This window comes from Roseovarius sp. CH_XMU1461 (assembly GCF_037027165.1).
Classification (GTDB): Bacteria; Pseudomonadota; Alphaproteobacteria; order Rhodobacterales; family Rhodobacteraceae; genus Roseovarius; species Roseovarius nubinhibens.
In genome coordinates this window covers 558291-582231 of the sequence record NZ_JAYMDV010000002.1, presented here as the reverse complement: position 1 = coordinate 582231, position 23941 = coordinate 558291, and the positions used below count along the sequence as shown (strand labels likewise).

The window sequence follows — 23941 nt, the reverse complement described above, 5'->3', positions numbered from 1 at the left end:
CGGCGCTTTCTTGCGTTTGGAGGGATGGGGAAGGGACGTCATGGCGCGGTTTGGCCAAAACGACCTTGCCCCCTTTCGGCGCAGAGGCCATTGTGGGGCACAGGCGGTTGAAAGGGGGCGTGAGACCCCCCAGATGTAGCCGGTAAACGGAGAGGATCGGGGCTGCCGCCCAGCGGGGCCAGTATCCTCTTGCCAAGAATAGGGTGCCAATGAGCGCCCGAGACAAAGGATAGAGCATGCAAGAGCCACTCAACGCTTCCTACCCGGTCCTGCCGCTGCGCGACATCGTGGTGTTTCCGCATATGATCGTGCCGCTGTTCGTGGGGCGTGAAAAATCCGTGCGGGCGCTGGAAGAGGTGATGCAGGACGACAAGCAGATTCTGCTGTCGAGCCAGATCGACCCGGCCGAGGATGAACCCGATACCGATGGCATCTATGCCACCGGGGTGCTGGCCAATGTGCTGCAGCTGCTGAAACTGCCCGATGGCACCGTCAAGGTGCTCGTCGAAGGCGTGGCGCGGGTGCGCATCAAGGATTACCTTGAAAATGACGAATATTTCGAAGCCACCGCCGAGTATCTCACCGAGATGCCGGGCGATCCGGCGACGATCGAGGCGCTGCTGCGCACCGTGAATGACGAGTTCGCGCGCTATGCCAAGATCAAGAAGAACGTGCCCGAGGAGGCGCTGAGCGCGGTGTCGGAGGCCGAAGAGCCCGCCCGTCTCGCCGATCTCGTGGCCGGTCATCTGGGCATTGAAGTGGCGCAGAAACAGGATCTCCTCGAGACCCTGTCGATCAGCGAGCGGCTTGAGAAGGTCTATGGTCTGATGCAGGGCGAGATGAGCGTTCTGCAGGTCGAGAAAAAGATCAAGACCCGCGTCAAGAGCCAGATGGAGCGCACCCAGCGGGAATATTATCTGAATGAGCAGATGAAGGCCATTCAGAAGGAACTTGGCGATGGCGAGGAGGGCGAAGGCGAAGTGGCCGAGCTCGAGGCGCGGATCTCCGAGACCAAGCTCAGCAAGGAAGCCCGCGAAAAGGCCGAGGCCGAGCTCAAGAAGCTCAAGAATATGAGCCCGATGAGCGCCGAGGCGACGGTTGTGCGCAACTATCTCGACTGGATGCTGTCGATCCCGTGGGGCGTCAAATCCCGCGTCAAGAAAGACCTGAGCCGCGCCGAGAAGATCCTCGACGCCGATCACTACGGGCTCGAGAAGGTCAAGGAGCGGATCGTCGAATATCTCGCGGTGCAGCAGCGCTCGAAAAAGCTCAAGGGGCCGATCATGTGCCTTGTGGGCCCTCCGGGTGTGGGTAAGACCAGCCTCGGCAAATCCGTGGCCAAGGCGACGGGGCGCGAGTTCATCCGCATCAGCCTCGGCGGGGTACGTGACGAGAGCGAGATCCGCGGCCACCGTCGGACCTATATCGGCTCGATGCCCGGCAAGATCATCCAGGCGCTGAAAAAGGCCAAGACCACCAACCCGCTCATCCTGCTCGACGAGATCGACAAGATGGGTCAGGACTTCCGTGGTGATCCGGCCTCGGCCATGCTCGAAGTGCTCGATCCGGAACAGAACGGCACCTTTGTCGACCATTACCTCGAGGTGGAATATGACCTCTCGAACGTGATGTTCCTGACCACGGCCAACAGCTATAACATGCCCGGGCCGCTCTTGGACCGGATGGAGATCATCCCGCTGGCCGGCTATACCGAGGATGAAAAGCGCGAGATCGCCAAGCAGCATCTCATCGCCAAACAGGTCAAGAACCACGGGCTCAAGCCCAAGGAATTCAGCCTGCGTGACGATGCGCTGACCGATGTCATCCGCCACTATACCCGCGAGGCGGGGGTGCGGAACCTCGAGCGCGAGCTGGCCAAGGTGGCGCGGAAAGCGGTGACCAAGATCGTCAAGAAAGAGGCCGAGCGCATCGAAGTGACGGCGGACAATCTCGACGATTTCCTCGGCGTGAAGAAGTACCGCTATGGTCTGGCTGAAGAGAAGGATCAGGTCGGTGTTGTCACCGGGCTGGCCTATACTTCGGTCGGTGGCGAGCTTCTCAACATCGAGGCGCTTCGCCTGCCGGGCAAGGGCCGGATGAAGACCACCGGCAAACTTGGCGACGTGATGAAGGAATCGATCGACGCGGCCTCGAGCTATGTGCGCTCGATCAGCCCGCAGATCGGGGTCAAGCCGCCGAAGTTCGAGAAATGGGACATCCACGTGCACGTGCCGGAAGGGGCGACGCCCAAGGACGGGCCGAGCGCGGGGCTTGCCATGGTGACCTCGATCGTTTCGGTGCTGACCGGCATTCCGGTGCGCAAGGACATCGCTATGACCGGCGAGGTCACGCTGCGCGGCAATGCGCTGGCCATTGGCGGGCTCAAGGAAAAGCTTCTCGCGGCGCTGCGGGGCGGCATCAAGACGGTGCTGATCCCGGAGGAGAACGAGAAGGATCTGGCCGATATTCCTGACAATGTGAAGGAAGGGCTGACGATCATTCCGGTGACCCATGTCTCCGAAGTGCTCAAACATGCGCTGGTCGAGGCGCCCGAGCCGGTGGAATGGGATGAGGCCGCCGAAGAGGCAGCCGCCGCCGAGGCGGCGCTCAAATCCTCGGGCGGGGCCGAAGCCACAGCCCATTGATCTGGATGAAAAGTAACGGAAAGCCCCCTGATTTCAGGGGGATTTTTTGTTTTCCGATATCCACGAGACAAAGCGTCTCTGAAGCAAGGCACCGTTTTTTCAATTGGCACCTTCGCATTTCTCAGAGTTCAGACCAGAACGCGGAAGATGGCACACAAAGATTTCGCAATGGCGCGATAAATCGTTCGGGGTGTTCAATTCGGTCAAACCGAAAGCGACGGGGGGACCAGTTGAAATACTGACGCCCATCATTGTCATCCACCATTAGGATACCGTGAAAATACCAACCGGAAGACGATTTGTATCCCGAGTCCGTTGTGTAGAAAGAAAACCCTCGCAAATCCCAGATCGAGCTGACCTCCGACGACGGTCCGTGGTGTGAAATGCAACTCGGATGGCCCGCGGAAATGCGGTTGGCTTGGAACAATACAGAGGGAACTGACAGAAGAGACCACGCGGCAGCGGCGGCTGACAAAGCCAGTCCCGAGAATGCCAGCCGCGCTCCATTTGAGCCGATACGTCCGATTGCCAAACAAAGCACGCTTGAGGCACCTGCGACTGAGAGAACCCCTCCATGTGTCATCGACAAAAGCGTGGAGTGAGGCGACGAGAATGCAGTGCTGGCAAGTGTTAGAAACAACCCAATCAGAAGAACCGCGATTGCCAATGGCCATATAAGGGCTGGTGATACGGGCCTTGGTAAGGCAATCCGCAAAATGACCATTGCTGCCGGTAGAGCGGGAGCAAACCAAGCGAGCAACAACGCCGCCGTGCCCACATCCATTGCCTCTTCAAACAGCTTTGTATCCATGGGCTGGATGAGGCCTGCGAAAATCAGTGCCGCACAGGCAAGGAGAACAATTGACATTCGTTTCAAGTTTCGCGGCTCCCTGCCTATAGTGGCTTATGCAGTATCCAGGAGAAATCAGCACTTTGTTGCGTAGATGAACCGCAATTGGAGGGCTTTGCTCGGAGGAGCTGCCTGCGCAGTGTTATCATGGATAATTGGGTCAAGCTTTTCAAAGCCGACCCGCGAGCGCGGTGAGGTCCGACAGGAGCTCTTCATACATCCGGCGTGCGGCGCGGATGCGGCGGTCTGGCAGGTTGCGGTTTTCCACCCGCAACAGCGCCTCGACCCCGAGGAAGAAGGGCAGCAGGATCTCGGCCTCGAAGGGGCTTAGCTCGAAGCTGGTCTTGAAGGCCTGAGCCAGCGCGGCATCGACGCCCATCCAGCGCGCGCCCGAGGGCAGGAGACCGCGCCGCCCGAGATGCATCAGAAACCGGGCCATATCCTTGTAGATCGGCAGCCGGTGACTGCCGCCAAAGTCGATGCCCGAGAGATGCTGCGCGCTGCGCAAGAGATTGTCGGGATGGAAATCGCCATGGATGATCGCGACGCGCCAGTTCTGACCTGAGATATGTTTCTCAAGCTGTTCCAGAATAACAAGAATTTCATCTTCCAGCGCGCGCAAACCGGCAAAGGGCTGTTTCGCGGCGGCCTTGGCGGCGCGGGCGCGCCAGGGGCCGGGACGTGCGGCGCGGTCTGCCTCGCTGTCTCGCGTGGCGTGGCGCAGCCATTGCGCCGCCTCGCACAGCATCGGCAGCGCCTCGGGCCCCGGCATCTGCCGCGCCAGCGCGAAGAGCGGCTGCCCCTCGGCCCGTGACACGATCAGCGCGCCTTGGGCGGCGTTATAGTAGAGCGGCTCGGCCATGGTCAGCCGTCCGTCCCGCAGATGCGGCCAGAGGCGGTTCATCTCTTCCCAGGTCTGATCGAGCCCGATGTCGACAGAGCCGGTGGCAAGCCGAAGAATGGCGTCCACCCCATTGTATTTGCAGTGCAAAATCGCATGCCGCCCCGGCACATTGCGGATGATTTCGCCAAATTCGACGGCCGCGAGAACCGGATCGGCGGCGGCGATGGCCTCGAGCCGCGCCGAGACGTCCATGAGCGCCGCGATATCACTGGCCAAATCGGGGGTCTGGTTGTTGGTCTGGGGTCCGGTCATGGCGCAGCATCCCGCAGCGCGCGGTTGCGGTCAAGCTACGGTCGCGCGGGGCGCTTAGCGAATTGAACCCCGGCGCGGCTCTGGCTATGGTGCCGCGAACCCGCACGCGGGGCAGGAATCCTGCGTCTGGAAGAGGAGAGCGAGATGAGCACAGCCGATGTCAATGAAATGAGCTTTGAAGACGCCATGCGCGAGCTTGAGGCCGTGGTCAACAAGCTCGAACGCGGCGATGTGGCGCTCGAGGAATCGATCACCCTCTATGAGCGTGGCGCGCTTCTCAAAAAACGCTGTGAAAAGAAGCTCAAGGAAGCCGAAGAGAAGGTGGCCACCATCACGCTCGACGGGCAGGGACAGCCCACCGGCACGACGCCCACCAAGGATATGTGATCATGCAAGAGCGTCTGGCGGAGGTGGCAGCCGGGGTTGCCGCCCATCTCGATCATGTTCTGGCGCCATTTGGCACGGGCGAGCTGGCGCAGGCGATGCGCTATGCCACCGAGGGCGGCAAGCGTCTGCGGGCTTATCTGGTGATCGAGGGCGCGCGGCTGCATGGGGTGCCGGCGGAACAGGCGATCTGGCCCGCCACCGCGATCGAGGCGCTGCACGCCTATAGCCTTGTGCATGACGACATGCCTTGCATGGATGACGACGATCTGCGCCGGGGCCGTCCGACGGTGCATCGCAAATGGGATGAGGCGACCGCTGTTCTGGTCGGCGATGCGCTGCAATCGCTGGCCTTTGAATGCGTCGCCGATCCGCGTGCGGGCAGTGCCGAAGTGCGGGCCGAGCTCTGCCTCGGGCTGGCACGCGCTGCGGGCGGGCAGGGGATGGTGCTGGGCCAGGCGCTCGATATCGCGGCCGAGACCGCTGGCACGCCGCTCAACCTTGACGAGATCACCACGCTGCAGGCCGGCAAGACCGGTGCGCTCATCATCTGGTCGGGCATTGCCGGGGCGGTGATGGCGGGGGCGGATCCCGCGCCGCTCACGCGTTATGCGCAGGCCGTTGGTTTGGCTTTTCAGATCGCCGATGACATATTGGATGTTGAGGGTTCTGCCGAAGAGACCGGCAAGGCGGTGGGCAAGGATGCCGCGGCGGGCAAGGCGACTTTTGTGTCGCATCTCGGGCTGGCCGGGGCGAAATCCCGCGCAAGCGCCCTCATCGACGAGGCGATTGCCGCGCTCGATATATATGGTGAGGATGGCGATGACTTGCGGGCTCTGGCGCGCTTCGTTATCGCAAGGTCCAGTTGATTTCCCCCCAAAGGAGGGGTGTGCCAGATGTCTGATGCTCCAGTAACACCGATCCTGGATCGTGTTTCCAGCCCGTCCGATCTCAAGCGGTTGTCCGATGCCGAGCTGCGTCAGCTGGCCGATGAGCTGCGCGCCGAGACGATTTCCGCCGTGTCGCAGACCGGTGGCCATCTGGGCGCGGGGCTTGGCGTGGTCGAGTTGACCGTGGCGCTGCATGCGGTGTTCGACGCGCCGCGCGACAAGATCATCTGGGACGTGAGCCATCAATGCTATCCGCATAAGATCCTCACCGGGCGCCGCGACCGGATGCGCACCCTGCGCCAGAAGGACGGGCTGTCGGGTTTTACCAAACGCTCCGAGAGCCCCTATGACCCGTTTGGCGCGGCGCATAGTTCGACCTCGATCAGCGCGGCGCTGGGCTTTGCCGTGGCGCGCGATCTGGGCGGCGCGAGCGAGACCGGCCATGGCGATGCGATTGCGGTGATCGGCGACGGTGCGATGAGTGCGGGCATGGCCTTTGAGGCGATGAACAACGCGGGCCATCTGAAGAAACGGATGATCGTCATTCTCAACGACAATGAGATGTCGATAGCGCCGCCGGTGGGCGCGCTGTCCTCCTACCTGAGCCGGCTCTATGCCGAGGCGCCGTTCCAGGAGCTCAAGGCTGCCGCCAAGGGCGCGGTGAGCTTGCTGCCCGGACCGTTTCAAGAGGGTGCCAAGCGGGCGCGCGACATGCTCAAGGGGCTCGCCGTCGGCGGCACGCTCTTTGAAGAGCTGGGGTTTTCCTATCTTGGGCCGATTGATGGCCATGACATGGATCAGCTTCTGCCGGTTCTGCGCACCGTGCAGGACCGCGCGACGGGGCCGATCCTCATCCATGTGCTGACCAAGAAGGGCAAGGGCTATGGCCCGGCCGAGGCGGCCCGCGATGGCGGGCATGCCACCGCGAAATTCGATGTGGTGACCGGCAAGCAGAAGAAATCGCCGAGCAACGCGCCGAGCTATACGGCGGTTTTCTCCGACGCGATCCTGGCCCATGCCGCCGAAGATCAGCGGATCTGCGCGGTGACGGCGGCGATGCCCGATGGCACCGGGCTCAAGCTTTTCGAGGAACGCTATCCCAGTCGCTGTTTCGACGTGGGCATTGCCGAGCAGCATGCGGTGACCTTTGCTGCAGGGCTGGCCGCCGGGGGGCTGCGGCCCTTCTGTGCGCTGTATTCGACCTTCCTGCAGCGCGGCTATGATCAGGTGGTGCATGACGTGGCCATTCAGCGCCTGCCGGTGCGTTTCGCCATTGATCGCGCGGGGCTTGTCGGTGCCGATGGCGCGACCCATGCCGGGAGCTATGACGTGGCCTTTCTGGCCAACCTGCCGGGGATGGTGGTGATGGCCGCCGCCGACGAGGCCGAGCTTGTCCATATGGTAGCGACCGCCGCCGCCCATGACGAGGGGCCGATTGCCTTTCGCTATCCGCGTGGCGAGGGCGAGGGCGTCGAGATGCCCGAACGGGGCGTGCCGCTCGAGATCGGCAAGGGCCGCATCATCCAGGAGGGCAAGGGCGTGGCGATCCTGTCCTTTGGTACGAGGCTCGGCGAGGTGCGCCGCGCCGCAGAGGCGCTGGGCGCACGCGGCATCACGCCAACCATCGCCGATGCGCGCTTTGCCAAGCCGCTCGACCGCGACATGATCCTCGATCTGGCGGCGCGGCATGAGGCGCTCATCACCATCGAAGAGGGGGCCGTTGGCGGCTTTGGCAGCCATGTGGCACAGCTTCTCTCGGAGGAGGGCGTGTTCGATCATGGGCTCAAATTCCGCCAGATGGTGCTGCCCGATATCTTTATCGATCAGGCGAGCCCGGAGGATATGTACCGGGTGGCGGGGCTGAGTGCCGAGGATATCGAGGCCAAGGTGCTCGAGCTGCTGGGCGTGGCCCGGATCAGCGATCAGCGCGCCTGACCCTCGCAATCCTCGGATCAGCGCCTAGATTACTCCTGTCCCCCAAAGGGAGAGGAGCCATGCCCCGATTTCCAATGATATTTGCCTGCCTGGCGCTCTGGGCGCTGCCTTTGCAGGCGCTGGAGAGCTCGCAAGGCGCGTTGCGCGTCGAAGAAAAGGCGCAGGGGCTCTCTGCGCCTTGGGGGTTTGGATTCTTGCCCTCGGGCGAGGTTCTGATCACCGAGAAAGCCGGGCGGCTCTTGCGGCTGGACCCGGATGGTCGGCTGAGCGAGATCACAGGGCTCGGCGAGATTGCCAATCGCGGGCAAGGCGGGCTGTTGGATATTCTGGTGCCGGGTGATTTCGAGACGCGGCGCGAGCTGTTCTTTACCTTCGCCAAACCGCAGGGGCAGGGTGAGGGCACGGCGGTGGCGCGGGCGCGGCTCAGCCCGGCGGGCGATGCGTTGCAGGATTGGACTGTGATCTATGAGATGTCGCCCGGGTCCAGCGGCGGACGGCATTTCGGCTCGCGCCTTGTCGAGGCCCGCGATGGCACGCTTTTTGTCACCATCGGCGAGCGTGGCGACCGGCCATCGGCGCAGGACCTGAGCCGCGAAAACGGTTCGGTGCTGCGCATCACCCGCACGGGCGAAGTGCCGCATGACAACCCGTTTGTCGGGCAAGAGGGCGCGCGCGGCGCGATCTGGTCCTATGGGCATCGCAACCCGCAGGGCGCGGCGCTCGACCTCGATGGGCAGCTTTGGGTGAGCGAACATGGCGCCAAGGGCGGTGACGAGGTGAACCGCGTGGTGAAAGGCGCGAATTACGGCTGGCCGGTGATTTCCTATGGCCGGCATTATTCCGGGGCCAAGATCGGCGAGGGCACGGCCAAGCCGGGGATGGAACAGCCTGCGCATTACTGGGACCCGTCGATCGCGCCCTCTGGGCTCATGATCTATTCCGGTGCGCTCTGGCCCGAATGGTGCGGCGATCTGTTCACCGGCAGTCTCAAATTCGGGTTTCTGTCACGGCTCGATCCGTCAGACGGCTGGGCCGAGGAACGGATCGAAGGGCCGGAGACCGGCCGGCTGCGGGATCTGCGCGAGGCTCCTGATGGGGCGATTTGGATCTTGTCGGAAGAGCAGGGCGCGCTCTATCGGCTCAGCCCGTAATACGACTCCGAGAGGCCCGCGTCAGATCGACAGCCGCGAGGCCTGCGAGCCGCGTTCGCGATAGGGCGTGGTGTTGTAATGCGCCCGGTAGCATTTCGAGAAATGCGAGGGCGAGGAAAAGCCGCAGGCCAGCGCCACGTTGATCACCGTCATATCGGTCTGCATCAACAGGTTACGCGCCTTTTGCAGCCGCAGCTCCATGTAATAGCGCTTGGGTGAGCGGTTGAGATAGCGCCGGAAAAGCCGTTCGAGCTGTCGCGTCGACATGCCCGCATCCTTGGCGAGGATCGAGGGGCTGATCGGCTCTTCGATATTGCCCTCCATCATCTGGATGACCTGGCTGAGCTTGGGGTGGCGGACGCCGATGCGGGTCGGCACCGAGAGACGCTGTGTGTCCTGATCGGTGCGGATCGTGTTGTAGATGAGCTGATCGGCCACGGCATTGGCCAGTTTCTCGTCGTGATCCTTGGCGATGATATGCAGCATGAGATCAATGGATGAGGTGCCGCCCGCCGTGGTCATCCGGTTGCCATCAACGGTAAAGACCGATTTTGTCAGGTTCACCTCGTCGAATTCCTCGGCGAAACTGTCGTGGTTTTCCCAATGGATCGTCGCCCGTTTGCCATCCAGAAGCCCGGCGCGCGCCATCGTGTAAGAGGCGGTGCAGAGCCCGGCCACGGGCAGCCCGCGACGGGCCTCGCGGCGCAGCCAGCTCAGCAAGCGTTTGGTGGTGGCGAGATGAATGTCCATGCCACCACAGAGCATCACCGTGACGTCGCGGTTGAGTTCGCTCAGCGGGATGTCGATCTGAAACCGCGAGCCGGCGGAGCAGGAAATCGTCTCTTCGGTGTCGCCGGAGACCTGCCATTCATAGATGGGTTTGCCGGCCATCCGGTTGGCAATACGCAGACATTCCACGGCCGAGGCAAAGCTCAGCAGGGTGAATCCCTCCATCAAAACGAACACAAAGCGCCGGGGCGCGTCTGCGTTGGACCCGCGGGTCTGTTTTGCCTGTACTGTCATCGGCCGCCACTCCGATTGGCTGTGGAATTGAACCGTCTTCTGTGAAATCGCGCACAAACACAAGGGGTCGCGCGGAATTTCCGGTTTTTACTATATCTCGGATATGGCGATTTGGCCCGTGGCGCGTTATATGGCTATTTCAGACTTCTGAAGGTGGAGAGAGAAGATGAGCGAGTGGCAGAAAAAAGGATGGCGCAACAAGCCGCGGATCCAGATGCCCGACTATCTGGATATGGATGCGCTGCAGGATGTCGAGGCGCGCCTTAGCCAGTATCCGCCGCTCGTCTTTGCAGGCGAAGCGCGGCGGCTCAAGGCCCAGCTTGGGGCGGCGGCGCGCGGCGAGGCCTTCCTGTTGCAGGGCGGCGATTGTGCCGAGGCCTTTGACCAATTCAGTGCCGATGGCATCCGTGACACGTTCAAGGTGATGCTGCAGATGGCGATGGTGCTCACCTATGGCGCCAAGGTGCCGGTGATCAAAGTGGGCCGCATCGCGGGCCAGTTCGCCAAGCCGCGTTCGGCGCCCACGGAAACCCAGGGCGATGTCGAGCTTCCGAGCTTCCGGGGCGATATCATCAACGAGCTGGACTTCACGCCCGAGGCGAGAATTCCCAACCCGTCCAAGATGTTGCAGGCCTATACTCAGGCTGCGGCGACGCTCAACCTGATCCGGGCTTTTTCAACGGGCGGCTATGCCGATGTGCATCAGGTCCATGCCTGGACGCTGGGCTTTACCGAGGGCGAGAAGGCCGCGCGCTATCGTGAGATGGCGAACCGGATCAGCGATACGCTCGACTTTATGAAAGCGGCCGGTGTCGACAGTGACAGCGCCCATACGCTGCAGACGGTCGATTTCTACACCAGCCACGAGAGCCTGCTTCTGGAGTATGAAGAGGCGCTGACGCGGGTGGATACGACCACGGGCAAATGGCTGGCGGGGTCGGGGCATTTCCTGTGGATCGGGGACCGCACGCGGCAGCCGGATGGCGCGCATGTGGAGTTCCTGCGCGGCGTGCAGAACCCGATCGGGTTCAAATGCGGGCCGTCGATCACGCCGGAGGATCTCAAGCAGCTCATCGGCATTCTGAACCCGAAGAACGAGCCGGGCCGGATCACGCTGATCAACCGCTTTGGCGCGGGCAATGTGGGCGAGCATCTGCCGCGTCTGATCCGCACCGTGGCCGAGGAAGGCTTTGACGTGACCTGGGTCTGCGACCCGATGCATGGCAACACGATCAAATCGGCCAGCGGCTATAAAACCCGGCCTTTTGAACGGGTTCTGCGCGAGGTCCGCGAGTTTTTCGCGATCCACAAGGCCGAGGGCACGATCCCCGGCGGGGTGCATTTCGAGATGACCGGTCAGGACGTGACCGAGTGTATCGGGGGCGTCCAGGCGGTCAGCGAGGAAAACCTGAGCGACCGCTACCACACTGCGTGCGATCCGCGTCTCAACGCGTCGCAATCGCTCGAGCTGGCCTTCCTCGTCGCCGAGGAATTGTCGAGCCTGCGCGAGGACCGGCAAGCCGTCGCGGTGTAACTCAGCCGATACAAGAAACGAATAAAGGCGGGGGAACCCCCGCCTTTTTTTATGTCGGTATCGCGTCGGTAAAGCGACGGCAGCGCGTCGGTGGGCATTTTGCCGCCACGACACGCCCCGATTTCGCGCCCCGGATCAGTAGCGGCCGAGTTCAACCTGACCGCGATCGAGCACCTGACCCTTGGCCAAGATCGCCTTGACCACGGCGAAATAGGCGTTGCCCTTGCCACCGGAACAGGGCGGCAGATAGCCGCTCGATTTATACTTGCCGGTGCCGCGCGCCGGTTTGATGACCTTGGCCTGACCGGGGAGCTTGCCGGCGAGACCGGGGACCGAATGCAGATTGGCCGAGGCGCCTTTCACCGGGTAGCCGATGACGCCATGACCGCCGTCGCGCGACAGCGGTTTGTAGCTGCGGTCGTTGAATTCCACATAGACCCAGGCCGTGCCCTGGGGCAGGCCGCTCACCTGCATCGGCGGGGTCGCGCCCTTGCCACCGAAAAGCGGGCAGTGCTGACCGGCGGGCACCCGTTTGCCATCCCAGCCGCCGCCGAGCTTGACCGAAATCTCGGCAAGGGCGGCGGGGGCTGTGGCAAGGCTGGCAGCGGTGGCGAGAAGAGCGGGGATAATGAGAGATTTCATGAATGGCCTCCGAAATGGCATCGCGCAAGGTACACGGGCGCGGAAACTGCGCCCGAGATCAGCTTAGCCAAGAGGGGTACCCGGTCAATTCCTTTCCCGGATCAGAGTTTCCGGCAGGAGGCTGTCAGGGTCTTAGCGGACCAGCCGCAGGTAGGGCCGCTCGCTCGGATAGCTGGGCGCGTCCGAGCCGGGGGCGAGAAAGTCGAGCTGACCCTCGGCAAAGCCGGGCTGTGGCGCGGGATGGGCGGTGGGAGAAGCGGTGGGCAGCGGGTAGCCGGGCGGGAGGCCCTGTGGCTGTGCGATGCGCTGGACCGAGCTGCTGGTGATGCCAAAGCGGTTGACGCCGCTGCCCACCGGGCCGCGCGTGCGCAGGATGCCAAGGGCGCGAGAGACATCGCCGAGATCGCTGCGCAGCGGCAGGAGCAGCATCGCGCCGGTGAGCCGCGCGCACGAGCGCAGGCGCATCCGCAGGATGGCCGGTTCCTCGAAGAGCCGCACCAGATCGGCTTGCAACGCGTCACGGCTGCCGAGCTGGATCAGCGCGCTCAGCGGCATGCCGCGCAGGTCCATGCCCATGACTTCGCTCACCTGTTGGCCGGCGATGCGAAACCGGGCGAGGCCGGGGGCGATTTTTTCCAGTACGAAGACGGAGGAGACATGATCCGAGAAGCCGCGCGGGTCGAGATCGGCGCGGCGTGGCACCGCATGGCCGCGCCGCAGCCCGTGCCAATAGTCGGAGATCGCATCGAGCGCCGCGTCTTCCTGGGTCGCGCGGCGCAGGAGCCGGGTGAGACCGCTGAAGGGCTGCGGCGTGTCCGGGGTCGCACCAGAGGAGGCACGCCGGTCCGCGCCGTCGAAGCGCTTGCCCTCGTCGTCCCGTGGTGTGTCGTGCCGATCATCTTGCATGTCATCGCGTCCTTGCTGCTGTCCGGTCAACGCGGCCCTCAGACCTCCGGTTGCCACCATGATGACACAAGTCCCATGAGAATTGACTCAAATCCTAAACGATTGGTTAACCTCTGGCCGCAAGGCCTCTGGCAGGTTCCTGGCAAGCATCTGGCGGGCCGCGACCTTGCGCGAGGGGGCAAGCCCGCGTAGGACGAGGCGCGAACCAAAAGCGGAGACTAAGCGTGCTGATATCAATGACAGGGTTTGCCTCGGGCCGGGGCGCGAGCGAGGGCTATGCCTGGGACTGGGAGCTGCGCTCGGTGAACGGCAAGGGGCTCGACCTGCGGCTGCGCGTGCCGGATTGGGTTGAGGGGCTCGAGACCGCCTTGCGGGCGCGGCTTGGCAAGGGTTTGGCGCGCGGCAATGTCACGGTGAACCTGCGGCTGCAGAGCGAGCAGCGCGCTGCACGGATGCAGGTCAACGAGGCGCAGCTCGACGATGTGCTCGAGGCGATTGCCCGGATCGAGAGCGAAGCGATGGCGCGTGGCATCTCGCTCGCCCCGTCGCGGCCCGGCGATATTCTGGCGCAGCGCGGCGTGCTCGAGATGGCCAGCAGCGAGGCCGACACCACCGCGTTGCAAGCGGCGCTTTTGGCGGATTTCGAAGCGGTGCTCGACGGGTTTTTGGATATGCGGCGCGGCGAGGGCCGGGCGCTCGAGGAGATCCTCGCAGGCCAGCTCGACGAGATTTCGCGGCTGACAAGCGAAGCGGCAGAGGCCGCCCAATCGCGGCGCGAGGATGTGGCGCAGGCGCTGCGCGATGCGCTGGCGCGGGTGCTCGACAACAGCGAGGGGGCCGACCCCGACCGGATCGCGCAGGAGCTGGCGCTCTTGGCGGTCAAATCGGATGTGACCGAAGAATTGGACCGGCTTCATGCGCATGTTACAACAGCGCGCGACATGATCGCCACTGGCAGCCCGATTGGCCGCAAGCTCGATTTTCTGGCGCAGGAATTTAACCGCGAGGCCAATACCTTGTGTTCCAAGGCGCAATCGGGCGCGCTGACCAAGATCGGGCTCGAATTGAAAACGGTGATCGACCAGATGCGGGAGCAGGTGCAAAATGTCGAGTGACGCGAAAAAACTGCCGTCGCGGCGCGGCTTGCTCATCATTCTCAGCTCGCCCTCGGGGGCGGGGAAGTCGACGCTCACCCGGCGGCTGCGGGCATGGGACGAGAGCCTGAGTTTCTCGGTCTCGGCCACGACGCGGGCGCCGCGCGAAGGCGAGGTCGATGGGCAGGATTACTATTTCCTCGACGAGGCCGGGTTTCGCCATCAGGTGAGCGAGGGGCAGATGCTCGAACATGCGCATGTGTTCGGCAATTTCTATGGCTCGCCCAAGGGGCCGGTGGAAGAGGCGATCAGCGCCGGGCGCGATGTGCTCTTCGACATAGACTGGCAGGGCGCGCAGCAAATCCAGAACTCGGACCTTGGCAAGCACACGCTGTCGATTTTCATCCTGCCGCCGTCGATCGCAGAACTGCGCCGCCGGTTGGAGAGCCGGGGCCAGGACAGCGCCGAGGTGATCGCGAAACGGATGCAGAAGAGCTGGGACGAGATAAGCCATTGGGCAGAATATGATTTCGTTTTGGTCAATGACGATCTTGACGCGACCGAAGAGCGGCTCAAATCCATCGTCGAGGCGGCGCGGCTCAAACGTATTCAGCAGCCGGCGCTGACCGACCATGTGCGCGCCTTGCAGGCGGAATATGAGGAGACGGCATGACGCTCTATACGCTCGACGGGGTTGCCCCGCAGACACCCGAGGATGGCGATTTCTGGGTCGCGCCCGATGCCAATGTGATCGGCAAGGTGGCGCTTGAAAGTGCCACATCGGTCTGGTTCGGGGCGACGTTGCGCGGCGATAATGAGCTGATCCGCGTCGGCGCGGGCAGCAATATTCAGGAAAACGCGGTGCTGCACACCGATATGGGCTATCCGCTGGTGATCGGCGCGGGCTGTACCATCGGCCATAAGGCGATGCTGCATGGCTGTGTGATCGGCGACAATAGCCTCATCGGGATGGGGGCGACCGTGTTGAACGGCGCCAAGATCGGCCGCAATTGCCTCATCGGGGCAGGGGCCTTGATCACCGAGGGCAAGGAGATCCCCGATGGCAGCCTGGTGATGGGCGCGCCGGGCAAGGTGGTGCGGGCGCTGGATGCGGCGGCGGTGGATCGGCTCAAGCTGAGCGCGCTGGGCTATCAGAAGAACATGCGGCGGTTTCGCGACGGGCTTGAGAGGATCTGAGGATGGAGCTGGTGCGCGGCGAGATCGACGGGCTGATCGCGGCATTGCCGCTGGCGGCACTGGTGATCGGGCGCGACGAGCGCATCCATGCGGTCAATGATCAGGCGCGGGCGCTGTTGGGCGAGCATCTGGTGGGGCGGCATTTCATTACCGCCTTGCGGCAGCCGGCGGTGATGGACGCGATCGAGGATTGCCTCGCGAGCCAGGTGCCGCAGGTCGGGCGCTATCTCGGCAATGACGGGGCGCAGGACACCACCTATCGGGTGCAGGCGGCCTGGGTCGAATTTGCCGGCAAGGCCGGGGTTCTGGTGTCCTTTGAAGATGTGACCCCGATGGAGCGGGCGGGCCAGATGCGGCGCGATTTCGTCGCCAATGTGAGCCATGAGCTGCGCACGCCGCTCACCGCGATGATGGGGTTCATCGAGACGCTGCAGGGCCCGGCGCGGGGCGATACCGCGGCCTCGGACCGGTTTCTGGCGACGATGTATTCCGAGGCCAACCGCATGGAGCGGCTGGTGCGCGATCTGCTGGCGCTGAGCCGGGTCGAGAGCGAAGAACGGGTGCGCCCCAATCAGACGGTCGATCTGGCGGGGCTGGTGCGCAGCGTGGCGCATACGCTGCGGCCGCTCTTGGAAAATTCCGAGGTGACGCTCGATCTCGAGCTGCCGCAGAGCGACACCGAGCTGCCGGGCGATGCCGATCAGCTGCGTCAGGTGGTGACCAACCTGATCGAGAACGCGGTCAAATACGGCGGCAAGGGCAAGACCGTCACCGTGACGCTGAGCCATGCCGAGAACGATCCGATGCTGCGCCGCGATGCGCTCTTACTGTCGGTGCGTGACGAGGGGCCGGGGATTTCCGAGATCCATATCCCGCGCCTGACCGAGCGATTCTATCGGGTCGACAGCCACCGGTCGCGCGAAATGGGCGGCACCGGGCTTGGCCTCGCCATCGTCAAACATATCGTGAGCCGCCACCGCGGCCGCCTTCGCATCGAAAGCGAGCTGGGGCAGGGCAGCGTGTTCCGGGTGATTCTGCCTCGCTGAGCTCGTCTCAGGGGTGCAGATGTCATGATTCCCCTCTGGCGTGCGGTTGTTCGCGGTTTTTCAGCCGGTGGCAGGGCAAAAATTCGGCTGTTTTGTCTGGTTTTCTTCAACAAATCCACGCTGTCATAAAACCGTTACAAAATCGTAACAAAAGCTTTGTCCGTGGGGCGTAGACCGCCGCTGTAGGCCACGCAGATGTGGCCGCTGCCAAATTCAAATCGCATCTAAGGAGCGACACATGTCCCGTTTCACCCTCAGCACTTCGGCTCTGGCCATCCTGGCCGTGTCGGCCACCGCCGCCGCCGCCCGCGACAACGTTCAGGTTGCCGGTTCCTCGACCGTGCTGCCCTATGCCTCGATCGTGGCCGAAGCCTTTGGCGAAAACTTTGACTTCCCGACGCCCGTCGTCGAATCCGGCGGCTCGTCGGCTGGTCTCAAGCGCTTCTGCGAAGGTGTTGGCGAAAACACCATCGACGTCGCCAACTCGAGCCGCAAGATCCGCGAAAAAGAAATCGAAGCCTGTGCCGAAGCCGGCGTGACCGACATCATCGAAGTCCGCATCGGCTATGACGGGATCGTCTTTGCCAGCCAGAAGACCGGCCCCGAGTTCACCACCTTCACCCAGTCGGACCTGTTCAACGCGCTGAGCCCGAAAGTGGTCATCGACGGCAAGCTGGTCGACAACCCCTATGAAAAATGGTCGGATTTCAACGCCGATCTGCCCGACGTGGAAATCGCCACCTTCATCCCCGGCACCAAGCACGGCACCCGTGAAGTGTTCGAAGAAAAAGTTCTGGTTCAGGGCTGTGAAGACACCGGCGCCTATGAGCTGCTGAAAGCCGAAGCCGAAGGCGAAGACGACAAAGCCAAGGGCAAAGCGGCGCATAAAGCCTGCTACAACGTCCGCACCGATGGCAAATCGGTCGACATCGACGGCGACTACACCGAGACCCTCGCGCGTCTCGACAGCAACTCGAACGGCGTTGGCGTCTTTGGCCTGGCCTTCTACGAGAACAACACCGACAAGCTCAAGGTTGCGACCATGGCCGATGTGGCCCCCTCGACCGAGACCATCGCCAGCGGCGAATACCCGGTGTCGCGCCCGCTCTACTTCTACGTCAAGAAAGCGCATATCGGCGTGATCCCGGGCCTCAAAGAATACGCTGAATTCTTTGTCAGCGACGAGATCGCAGGCCCCGATGGCCCGCTCTCCGACTATGGCCTCGTGTCCGATCCGGAACTGGCCGCGACCCAAACTCTGGTGGCTGACGAAGCGACCATGGGCGAAGGCATGTAAGCCAAAGGCTTGCTCTGGGGCGGCGCGGGTTCTCGTGCCGCCCCTTTTTGATGTTTGCACGCCTCTGGCCGCTGGGACATCTGGGGACGAAAAAGGGCTTGGGGGACCGCAATGCCTGTATTCTGGTTAGTTTTGATTGTCGGCGCGATGGCGTTGATCGGCTATGGGCTGGGACGGGCCCGGGCCCTCAAATCGGCAGGCGGCGACAGTCGTGTGCTGCACTCCTTGCCAAGCTTCTACGGCGCCAATGTGGCGCTGAGCGCGCTTGTGCCGGCGCTGGGCCTTGTGCTGGTCTGGCTCATCGCGCAGCCGCTGGTGATCAATGCGAGCATCTCTGGCGACATCCCGCAAAGCGCCATTCCCGAGAGCAGCACGCTCAGCCTCGTGATGAGCGATGTGCGCCGGGTGGCCGATGGACTCGACCTCGCGGTGAGCCAGGGCGTGCTGAGCGCCGATGCCGCCAAGACGCTGAGCGCCGATGGCACGATCCGCGACACGCTCGGCGCGGTCGGTGTGGCGCTGGGCTCTGATGTGACCCCTGAAATCCTCTCGGCGGCGCAGACCTACCGCACGATGAATGCCGCTGGCAGCTGGATGCTCACCGCTTTGGTGTTGGCGCTGGCCTTTGGCGGCTTTGTCTTTGCCATGTCGCGCACCAAGGCCGAGTTCCGCGCCCGCAACGTCGTCGAGAGCGGCATTCGCGTGCTCTTGGTCGCGGCGGCCTCGATCGCCATTCTGACCACGCTCGGCATCGTGCTGTCGCTGATCTTCAACACGATCGAATTCTTCAAGCTCTACCCGGCGTCGGAGTTCTTCACCTCGCTGACCTGGGCGCCGAGCTTTGGCGGCGGGTCCGAGCTTGGCATTCTGCCGCTCCTGTGGGGCACGCTCTATATCTCGATCATCGCGCTTCTGGTGGCGGTGCCCATCGGGCTCTTTGCGGCGATTTACCTGTCGGAATATGCCAGCCCCGCTGTGCGCGGTGTGGCCAAGCCGCTCATCGAGATCCTCGCCGGTATCCCGACCATCGTTTACGGTCTCTTCGCGCTGCTCACTGTCGGGCCGCTCTTGCTGCAGGTCTTTGGCGACGAGGGCCTTGGCTGGATGCAGGCGGGGACGGCGGTGATGACCGCGGGCCTCGTCATGGGGGTGATGCTCATCCCCTTCGTGAGCTCGCTCAGCGATGACATCATCAACGCGGTGCCGCAGGCGATGCGCGACGGCTCCTACGGGCTCGGCGCCACCAAATCCGAGACGATCCGTCAGGTGATCCTGCCTGCCGCGCTGCCGGGCATCGTGGGCGCGATCCTGCTCGCTGCGAGCCGCGCCATCGGCGAGACGATGATCGTGGTGCTCGGGGCAGGGGCCGCGGCCCGGCTCAGCATGAACCCGTTCGATGCGATGACCACCGTCACCGCCAAGATCGTGAGCCAGCTCACCGGGGACGCGGATTTCGCCAGCCCCGAAGCGCTGGTGGCCTTTGCGCTCGGCATGACGCTTTTCGTCATCACGCTGGGTCTCAATATCTTCGCGCTCTACATCGTGCGCAAATACCGGGAGCAATACGAATGACCGACGCGACCGCAACTCCGCAAGCCGCGCCCGCGACCTCGCTGGTGGCGGCGGACGCCCGCACCCAAAAGCGCAACAGGGCCGAACGCCGGTTCCGCGCCTATGGCATGGCGGCCATTCTCACCGGTCTGTTCTTCCTCGTCGTGCTGGTGTCCTCGATCCTCTACAATGGGGTCGGCGCCTTTCAACAGAGCTTTGTCAACGTACCGGTCTATCTCGACCCGGCCAAGCTCGACAAGAACGGCACGGGCGACATCGAAGAGATCAAGAAAGTGTCGACCTTCGGCTATGCGCCGCTGATCCAGGATGGGCTTCTTTCGGAGGTTCAGAAAAGCGGCATCGAGACCCCGCTCACCAAGTCCAAGGACATGAAGAACCTGCTGTCGGCCTCGGCCGCGGCGGAGGTCCGCGACTATGTGGTGGCGAACCCCGAGCAGATCGGCGAGACGGTCGAATTCCGCCTGCTCGCCTCGAGCCGGGTCGATGGTTATCTCAAGGGCCGGGTCAAACGCGAAGACGTGGCCGATGACAAGAATATCTCGGTCGAGCAGCTCGATCTCACCGATCAGCTCCGCGATGCGGGGATCGTCAGCAAGGGCTTCAACCTGAGCTTTATCACCGGCGCCGATGCCTCGGAGAGCCGCCCCGAACAGGCGGGGATCGGGGTCTCGATGCTGGGCTCGTTCTTCATGATGCTGGTGGTGCTGGTGCTCAGCCTGCCGATCGGGGTGGCCGCCTCGATCTATCTCGAGGAGTTTGCGCCGCAGAACCGGTTCACCGATCTCATCGAGGTCAATATCTCGAACCTCGCCGCGGTGCCGTCGATTGTGTTCGGTATCCTTGGCCTCGCGGTGTTCATCCAGTTTGCCCATCTGCCGCAATCCGCGCCTCTGGTGGGCGGTCTGGTGCTGACGCTGATGACCCTGCCGACGATCATCATCTCGACGCGTGCCTCGCTCAAGGCGGTGCCGCCGTCGATCCGTGATGCGGCGCTGGGCGTCGGGGCCTCGAAGATGCAGTCGATCTTTCACCATGTGCTGCCGCTTGCCATGCCCGGCATCCTGACCGGCACGATCATCGGCCTGGCACAAGCGCTGGGCGAGACCGCGCCGCTGCTGCTCATCGGGATGGTGGGGTATATCGCCTCGAACTATCCCGACGGGTTTGCCTCGGGCTTCCTCGATCCGAACTCGGCCATGCCCGCGCAGATCTATGAATGGGCGAAACGCGCCGACCCGGCCTATTATGAACGGGCCTGGGGCGGCATCATCATCCTGCTGGTGTTCCTGCTGACCATGAACGCCATTGCCATCATCCTGCGCCGTCGCTTTGAGCGCCGCTGGTAAGAGAACGAGGATCAAACCAATGTATGACGCTCCAAACCGGGAGATGAAAGTGGACCAGAAGACAACCAAGATTTCGGCGCGCGGCGTGCAGGTCTATTATGGCGACACCCATGCCATCAAGGACGTGGATGTCGATATCGAAGACCGCACTGTGACCGCCTTCATCGGCCCGTCGGGCTGTGGCAAATCGACCTTTCTGCGCTGTCTCAACCGGATGAATGACACGATCGACGTCTGCCGCGTCAAGGGCGAGATCAAGCTCGACGGCGAAGACATCTATGACAAGCGGGTCGATCCGGTGCAGCTCCGTGCCAAGGTCGGCATGGTGTTCCAGAAACCCAACCCGTTCCCCAAGTCGATCTATGACAATGTGGCCTATGGGCCGCGCATCCACGGGCTCGCCCGCGACAAGGCCGATCTCGACGAGATCGTCGAACGGGCGCTGCGCCGGGGGGCGATCTGGAACGAGGTCAAGGACCGTCTCGACGCGCCAGGCACCGGTCTCTCGGGCGGCCAACAGCAGCGTCTGTGCATCGCCCGCGCCGTTGCGACCGAGCCGGAAGTTCTGCTGATGGACGAGCCCTGTTCGGCGCTCGACCCCATTGCCACGGCCCAGGTCGAGGAACTCATCGACGAGCTGCGCGAGAGCTATTCGGTGGTCATCGTCACCCACTCGATGCAGCAGGCCGCCCGGGTGAGCCAGAAGACCGCCTTCTTCCACCTCGGCAATCTGGTGGAGTTCGGCGAGACCGGACAGATTTTCACCAACCCGCAAGATTCACGCACTGAAAGCTATATCACCGGCCGGATCGGGTAAGAGGACAGGACCATGCAGGACACACATATCCAATCGGCCTTCGACCGCGACCTCGAAGGCATTCAGGCCAGCATCATGAAGATGGGCGGCCTCGTGGAAGAGGCCATTCTCGACGCGGCGCAATCGCTCGAGACCCGCGACGAAGAGCTGGCCGAAACCGTCCGCCGCCGCGACAAGGTGATCGACGCGCTCGAAGAGCAGATCAACGAAGAGGTCGCCCGCGTCATCGCGCTGCGTGCGCCCACGGCGGTCGATCTGCGCATCGTTCTGTCGGTGCTCAAGGTGAGCGGCAATCTCGAACGGATCGGCGACTATGCCAAGAACATGGCGAAACGGACCACGGTCCTGTCGTCCATGGCCCCGGTGCATGATGCCGCCGCCGCGCTGCGCCGCATGGCGCGCGAGGTGGAGCGGATGCTCAAGGATGCGCTCGACGCCTATATCCAGCGCGACGCGGGCCTCGCCCGGGACGTGATGGAGCGCGACCGCGACATCGATCAGATGTATAATGCGCTGTTTCGCGAATATCTCACCTTCATGATGGAGGATCCCCGCAACATCACGCCCTGTATGCATCTGCATTTCATTGCCAAGAATACCGAGCGGATGGGCGACCATGTGACTTCGATCGCCGAGCAGGTGATCTATCTGGTGACCGGCGAGATGCCCGAGGACACCCGTCCCAAGGGCGATCAGACCTCGGTCAATCCCGATCTGTCCCAAGGGGCGGCAAGCTAGGACTGGATACGGACCATGAGTGCAGAACAACCTTGCGTGTTGCTGGTCGAAGACGAACCGGCCCAGCGCGACATCCTGACCTATAATCTCGAGGCCGATGGCTTTGAGGTGGCGGCGGCCGAGAATGGCGAAGAGGCGCTTCTTTTGGTGGATGAGGTGTCGCCCGACATCATCGTGCTCGACTGGATGCTGCCCAATGTGTCCGGCATCGAAGTCTGTCGTCAGCTCAAATCGCGCAGCGACACGCGGGGCGTGCCGATCATCATGCTCTCGGCCCGCTCGGAAGAGGTGGACCGGGTGCGGGGCCTCGAGACCGGCGCCGATGATTACGTGGTGAAACCCTATTCCGTGGCCGAGCTCATGGCGCGGGTGCGGGCGCAGCTGCGCCGGACCCGGCCGGCGGCGATGGGCGCGCGGCTCGAATTTGACGATATCGTGCTCGATGCGGAAACCCATCGGGTGACGCGGGCCGATCAGTCGCTCAAGCTCGGGCCGACAGAGTTCCGCCTGTTGTCGACCTTCATGGAGAAACCGGGCCGCGTCTGGAGCCGCGAGCAATTGCTCGACCGGGTCTGGGGCCGCGACATCTATGTCGATACGCGCACCGTCGACGTCCATATCGGGCGGCTGCGCAAGGCGCTCTGTCAATATGGCGGCGATGACCCGCTGCGCACGGTGCGCGGCGCGGGATATGCGCTGGGCTAAAAGATTTACGAGTGACGCGAAGTGGGTGTCCGGGGCAGGGGGAACTTTGCCCCGGTTTTACGTTCAGCGCGGCAGCATGTCCTCTTCGTCGACCACCGCCGCCAGCCAGTCGCGAAAGGCCCGCAAGGCCGGATCGGTGGCGCGCGCCTCGGGCCAGACGAGGTAATAGGCGCCGGGCAGCTCTACGGGACGCGGGGCGAGCGCCACGAGACGCCCGGCGGCAATCTCCGGCTCGGCCAGATAGAGCGGCAAGAGCGCCACGCCAAGCCCATGCAGCGCCGCCTGAATGATCGTCGAGAACTGATCATGCACGGTGCCGGTGAGCCGGGGGGCGGCCACATCATGCCGGGCAAACCAAGTGGGCCAGGCCTCGGGCCTTGTGTCGATATGCAAAAGCGGCAGCTGCGCCAGCGCCGCCGGTTCGGGCAGCGCGTCGGGTTTCATGCCGGCCAGCAGATTGCCCAGCAGATCGGGGGCCGCGACCGGCAGGACCTGTTCCTGCATCAGCCGCAGCGCCTGGGTTCCTGGCCAATCCGCATCGCCGAAATGTATTGCCGCATCAATGCCTTCGCTGGCGAAGTTGAACTTCTGCAACCGGGTCGAGAGATTGATCGTCACCTCGGGATGGGCGCGGGCAAATTCCGGCAGGCGCGGCACCAGCCAGCGCATCCCGAAGGTCGGCAGGATGGCAAGGTTGAGCCGCCCGTGATCGACCGGGGCGCGCAGCCGCATCCCGGCCTGCGTCAGCCGTGCCAGCGCCTCGCGCGCCTCGGCGGCATAGGCCTGCGCCGCCGCGCTCAGCACCAGATTCCGGCCCTCACGATGAAAAAGCGCCACGCCAAGCTGCTCTTCCAGCGTCTTGAGCTGCCGGCTCACCGCGCTTTGCGTGAGGCCGAGCGCGTCACCGGTGGCAATGGTGGTGCCGAGCCGGTCGAACGTCTCGAGCACCCGCAGCGCGGCGGTCGAGGGGATATGGGCGCGGGGCAGGGGCATAATATATGCGGTTCTCTCAT

The 23941-nt window shown here is 63.4% G+C and carries 22 protein-coding genes; 16 read left to right on the top strand and 6 right to left on the bottom strand.

Annotated features, from left to right (window positions below):
• Positions 1 to 236: 236 nt before the first annotated feature.
• Positions 237 to 2645: an endopeptidase La gene (gene lon, locus WA237_RS08155; protein ID WP_336097300.1), complete on the top strand. Its 2409-nt coding sequence runs from the start codon at positions 237 to 239 to the stop codon at positions 2643 to 2645.
• 121 nt (positions 2646 to 2766) lie between these two features.
• Here the strand turns inward: lon and WA237_RS08150 are convergent, their stop codons facing one another.
• Together WA237_RS08150 and WA237_RS08145 are read right to left on the bottom strand one after the other, a co-directional pair.
• Positions 2767 to 3522 carry a hypothetical protein gene (locus WA237_RS08150; RefSeq protein WP_336097299.1) on the bottom strand — a complete coding sequence of 252 codons (756 nt, stop codon included), beginning with the start codon at positions 3520 to 3522 and terminating at the stop codon, positions 2767 to 2769.
• A gap of 142 nt (positions 3523 to 3664) precedes the next feature.
• Positions 3665 to 4651 carry a phosphotransferase gene (locus tag WA237_RS08145; protein ID WP_336097298.1) on the bottom strand — a complete coding sequence of 329 codons (987 nt, stop codon included), beginning with the start codon at positions 4649 to 4651 and terminating at the stop codon, positions 3665 to 3667.
• Positions 4652 to 4795: 144 nt separating this feature from the next.
• Here WA237_RS08145 and WA237_RS08140 point away from each other — a divergent pair, with 144 nt between their 5' ends.
• Genes WA237_RS08140 through WA237_RS08125 form a run of 4 tightly spaced genes read left to right on the top strand, consistent with a single transcriptional unit; the run spans position 4796 to position 9011 of the window.
• Positions 4796 to 5038, top strand: a complete 243-nt coding sequence (locus WA237_RS08140; RefSeq protein WP_286906594.1) for an exodeoxyribonuclease VII small subunit — start codon at positions 4796 to 4798, stop codon at positions 5036 to 5038.
• Positions 5039 to 5040: 2 nt separating this feature from the next.
• The gene (locus WA237_RS08135; RefSeq protein WP_336097297.1) at positions 5041 to 5904 is read left to right on the top strand and encodes a polyprenyl synthetase family protein; all 864 of its coding nucleotides are present in this window, start codon (positions 5041 to 5043) and stop codon (positions 5902 to 5904) included.
• 27 nt (positions 5905 to 5931) lie between these two features.
• Positions 5932 to 7860: a 1-deoxy-D-xylulose-5-phosphate synthase gene (dxs, locus tag WA237_RS08130; RefSeq protein WP_336097296.1), complete on the top strand. Its 1929-nt coding sequence runs from the start codon at positions 5932 to 5934 to the stop codon at positions 7858 to 7860.
• Positions 7861 to 7919: 59 nt separating this feature from the next.
• Positions 7920 to 9011 (top strand): PQQ-dependent sugar dehydrogenase, encoded by a 1092-nt coding sequence (locus WA237_RS08125; protein WP_336097295.1) that lies wholly within the window; start codon positions 7920 to 7922, stop codon positions 9009 to 9011.
• Between the two features lie 21 nt (positions 9012 to 9032).
• Here WA237_RS08125 and WA237_RS08120 read toward each other — a convergent pair whose 3' ends face one another.
• On the bottom strand, positions 9033 to 10034 hold the full coding sequence (locus tag WA237_RS08120) for a GlxA family transcriptional regulator (RefSeq protein WP_336097294.1): 1002 nt from the start codon (positions 10032 to 10034) through the stop codon (positions 9033 to 9035).
• Between the two features lie 166 nt (positions 10035 to 10200).
• On the opposite strand from WA237_RS08120, the gene WA237_RS08115 reads away from it, so the two are divergent.
• Positions 10201 to 11568, top strand: a complete 1368-nt coding sequence (locus tag WA237_RS08115; protein ID WP_336097293.1) for a class II 3-deoxy-7-phosphoheptulonate synthase — start codon at positions 10201 to 10203, stop codon at positions 11566 to 11568.
• A gap of 135 nt (positions 11569 to 11703) precedes the next feature.
• Here the strand turns inward: WA237_RS08115 and WA237_RS08110 are convergent, their stop codons facing one another.
• Positions 11704 to 12210 (bottom strand): hypothetical protein, encoded by a 507-nt coding sequence (locus WA237_RS08110; protein ID WP_336097292.1) that lies wholly within the window; start codon positions 12208 to 12210, stop codon positions 11704 to 11706.
• A 132-nt stretch (positions 12211 to 12342) separates the two neighbouring features.
• The gene (locus tag WA237_RS08105; protein ID WP_336097291.1) at positions 12343 to 13116 is read right to left on the bottom strand and encodes a PAS domain-containing protein; all 774 of its coding nucleotides are present in this window, start codon (positions 13114 to 13116) and stop codon (positions 12343 to 12345) included.
• A 236-nt stretch (positions 13117 to 13352) separates the two neighbouring features.
• On the opposite strand from WA237_RS08105, the gene WA237_RS08100 reads away from it, so the two are divergent.
• The 10 genes from WA237_RS08100 (at position 13353) to phoB (ending at position 22928) form a co-directional block, all read left to right on the top strand.
• Positions 13353 to 14231 (top strand): YicC/YloC family endoribonuclease, encoded by an 879-nt coding sequence (locus WA237_RS08100; protein WP_009815123.1) that lies wholly within the window; start codon positions 13353 to 13355, stop codon positions 14229 to 14231.
• Positions 14221 to 14883: a guanylate kinase gene (gene gmk / locus WA237_RS08095; protein ID WP_216017135.1), complete on the top strand. Its 663-nt coding sequence runs from the start codon at positions 14221 to 14223 to the stop codon at positions 14881 to 14883. The genes WA237_RS08100 and gmk overlap by 11 nt, the downstream gene beginning before the upstream one ends.
• A complete protein-coding gene (locus WA237_RS08090) occupies positions 14880 to 15407 on the top strand; it encodes a gamma carbonic anhydrase family protein (protein WP_009815125.1) in 528 nt (175 codons plus the stop codon). The genes gmk and WA237_RS08090 overlap by 4 nt, the downstream gene beginning before the upstream one ends.
• A 2-nt stretch (positions 15408 to 15409) precedes the next feature.
• On the top strand, positions 15410 to 16453 hold the full coding sequence (locus tag WA237_RS08085) for a sensor histidine kinase (RefSeq protein WP_216017134.1): 1044 nt from the start codon (positions 15410 to 15412) through the stop codon (positions 16451 to 16453).
• Positions 16454 to 16691: 238 nt separating this feature from the next.
• The gene (locus tag WA237_RS08080) at positions 16692 to 17750 is read left to right on the top strand and encodes a substrate-binding domain-containing protein (RefSeq protein WP_336097289.1); all 1059 of its coding nucleotides are present in this window, start codon (positions 16692 to 16694) and stop codon (positions 17748 to 17750) included.
• A 111-nt stretch (positions 17751 to 17861) separates the two neighbouring features.
• The gene (gene pstC / locus WA237_RS08075; RefSeq protein ID WP_040618142.1) at positions 17862 to 19322 is read left to right on the top strand and encodes a phosphate ABC transporter permease subunit PstC; all 1461 of its coding nucleotides are present in this window, start codon (positions 17862 to 17864) and stop codon (positions 19320 to 19322) included.
• Positions 19319 to 20668: a phosphate ABC transporter permease PstA gene (gene pstA / locus WA237_RS08070; RefSeq protein WP_009815129.1), complete on the top strand. Its 1350-nt coding sequence runs from the start codon at positions 19319 to 19321 to the stop codon at positions 20666 to 20668. The genes pstC and pstA overlap by 4 nt, the downstream gene beginning before the upstream one ends.
• 19 nt (positions 20669 to 20687) lie before the next feature.
• Positions 20688 to 21485 carry a phosphate ABC transporter ATP-binding protein PstB gene (gene pstB, locus WA237_RS08065; protein ID WP_009815130.1) on the top strand — a complete coding sequence of 266 codons (798 nt, stop codon included), beginning with the start codon at positions 20688 to 20690 and terminating at the stop codon, positions 21483 to 21485.
• 12 nt (positions 21486 to 21497) lie between these two features.
• Complete coding sequence (gene phoU, locus WA237_RS08060; RefSeq protein WP_009815131.1) at positions 21498 to 22223, top strand: phosphate signaling complex protein PhoU; 726 nt, start codon at positions 21498 to 21500, stop codon at positions 22221 to 22223.
• 15 nt (positions 22224 to 22238) lie between these two features.
• Entirely contained in the window at positions 22239 to 22928 is a 690-nt protein-coding gene (phoB, locus tag WA237_RS08055) for a phosphate regulon transcriptional regulator PhoB (protein ID WP_040618143.1), read from the top strand.
• A gap of 63 nt (positions 22929 to 22991) precedes the next feature.
• On the opposite strand, the gene WA237_RS08050 is transcribed toward phoB, so the two are convergent.
• Positions 22992 to 23921 carry a LysR family transcriptional regulator gene (locus WA237_RS08050; protein ID WP_336097288.1) on the bottom strand — a complete coding sequence of 310 codons (930 nt, stop codon included), beginning with the start codon at positions 23919 to 23921 and terminating at the stop codon, positions 22992 to 22994.
• Positions 23922 to 23941: the final 20 nt, after the last annotated feature.

Coding starts and splice junctions, on each gene's coding strand:
- lon (WP_336097300.1), top strand. CDS start 237: ATGCAAGAGCCACTCAACGCTTCCTACCCGGTCCTGCCGCTGCGCGAC.
- WA237_RS08145 (WP_336097298.1), bottom strand. CDS start 4,651: ATGACCGGACCCCAGACCAACAACCAGACCCCCGATTTGGCCAGTGAT.
- WA237_RS08140 (WP_286906594.1), top strand. CDS start 4,796: ATGAGCACAGCCGATGTCAATGAAATGAGCTTTGAAGACGCCATGCGC.
- WA237_RS08135 (WP_336097297.1), top strand. CDS start 5,041: ATGCAAGAGCGTCTGGCGGAGGTGGCAGCCGGGGTTGCCGCCCATCTC.
- dxs (WP_336097296.1), top strand. CDS start 5,932: ATGTCTGATGCTCCAGTAACACCGATCCTGGATCGTGTTTCCAGCCCG.
- WA237_RS08125 (WP_336097295.1), top strand. CDS start 7,920: ATGCCCCGATTTCCAATGATATTTGCCTGCCTGGCGCTCTGGGCGCTG.
- WA237_RS08120 (WP_336097294.1), bottom strand. CDS start 10,034: ATGACAGTACAGGCAAAACAGACCCGCGGGTCCAACGCAGACGCGCCC.
- WA237_RS08115 (WP_336097293.1), top strand. CDS start 10,201: ATGAGCGAGTGGCAGAAAAAAGGATGGCGCAACAAGCCGCGGATCCAG.
- WA237_RS08110 (WP_336097292.1), bottom strand. CDS start 12,210: ATGAAATCTCTCATTATCCCCGCTCTTCTCGCCACCGCTGCCAGCCTT.
- WA237_RS08105 (WP_336097291.1), bottom strand. CDS start 13,116: ATGCAAGATGATCGGCACGACACACCACGGGACGACGAGGGCAAGCGC.
- WA237_RS08100 (WP_009815123.1), top strand. CDS start 13,353: ATGACAGGGTTTGCCTCGGGCCGGGGCGCGAGCGAGGGCTATGCCTGG.
- gmk (WP_216017135.1), top strand. CDS start 14,221: ATGTCGAGTGACGCGAAAAAACTGCCGTCGCGGCGCGGCTTGCTCATC.
- WA237_RS08090 (WP_009815125.1), top strand. CDS start 14,880: ATGACGCTCTATACGCTCGACGGGGTTGCCCCGCAGACACCCGAGGAT.
- WA237_RS08085 (WP_216017134.1), top strand. CDS start 15,410: ATGGAGCTGGTGCGCGGCGAGATCGACGGGCTGATCGCGGCATTGCCG.
- WA237_RS08080 (WP_336097289.1), top strand. CDS start 16,692: ATGTCCCGTTTCACCCTCAGCACTTCGGCTCTGGCCATCCTGGCCGTG.
- pstC (WP_040618142.1), top strand. CDS start 17,862: ATGCCTGTATTCTGGTTAGTTTTGATTGTCGGCGCGATGGCGTTGATC.
- pstA (WP_009815129.1), top strand. CDS start 19,319: ATGACCGACGCGACCGCAACTCCGCAAGCCGCGCCCGCGACCTCGCTG.
- pstB (WP_009815130.1), top strand. CDS start 20,688: ATGTATGACGCTCCAAACCGGGAGATGAAAGTGGACCAGAAGACAACC.
- phoU (WP_009815131.1), top strand. CDS start 21,498: ATGCAGGACACACATATCCAATCGGCCTTCGACCGCGACCTCGAAGGC.
- phoB (WP_040618143.1), top strand. CDS start 22,239: ATGAGTGCAGAACAACCTTGCGTGTTGCTGGTCGAAGACGAACCGGCC.
- WA237_RS08050 (WP_336097288.1), bottom strand. CDS start 23,921: ATGCCCCTGCCCCGCGCCCATATCCCCTCGACCGCCGCGCTGCGGGTG.